General features: G+C 70.0%; 1 protein-coding gene. It reads left to right on the top strand.

The window, feature by feature from the left end:
• Positions 1-75: 75 nt before the first annotated feature.
• The coding region (locus NQU54_RS48980) for a CurL C-terminal domain-containing protein (RefSeq protein ID WP_257636716.1) at positions 76-277 on the top strand (202 nt) is incomplete at its 3' end.

Genomic DNA, 277 nt, shown 5'->3' with positions numbered 1-277 from the left:
GTCATCCTCGAACAGGCGCCGGTGGAGCTGCCCGACACTGAATCCCCTGCTGAACGGGGGACGTTCAGTCCCTCCGTGGTGCCGTGGGTGGTCTCGGCGCGGTCCGAGGCCGCTCTGCGGGCGCAGGCGAGTCGGCTGGCGTCGTTCATGGGGGAGCGCCCGGAGCTGCCGACCGTGGACGTAGCGCTGTCGTTGGCGACGACGCGTACCACGTTCGAGCGTCGTGCCGTGGTGTTGGCCTCCGACCGGGCCGGATTTGTCGATGGCCTGGAGGCGT

The organism is Streptomyces malaysiensis subsp. samsunensis, assembly GCF_024519315.1.
Classification (GTDB): Bacteria; Actinomycetota; Actinomycetes; order Streptomycetales; family Streptomycetaceae; genus Streptomyces; species Streptomyces malaysiensis.
Note: the sequence above shows the minus strand (reverse complement) of the source record. Positions and strands in the feature narration are given on the sequence as shown.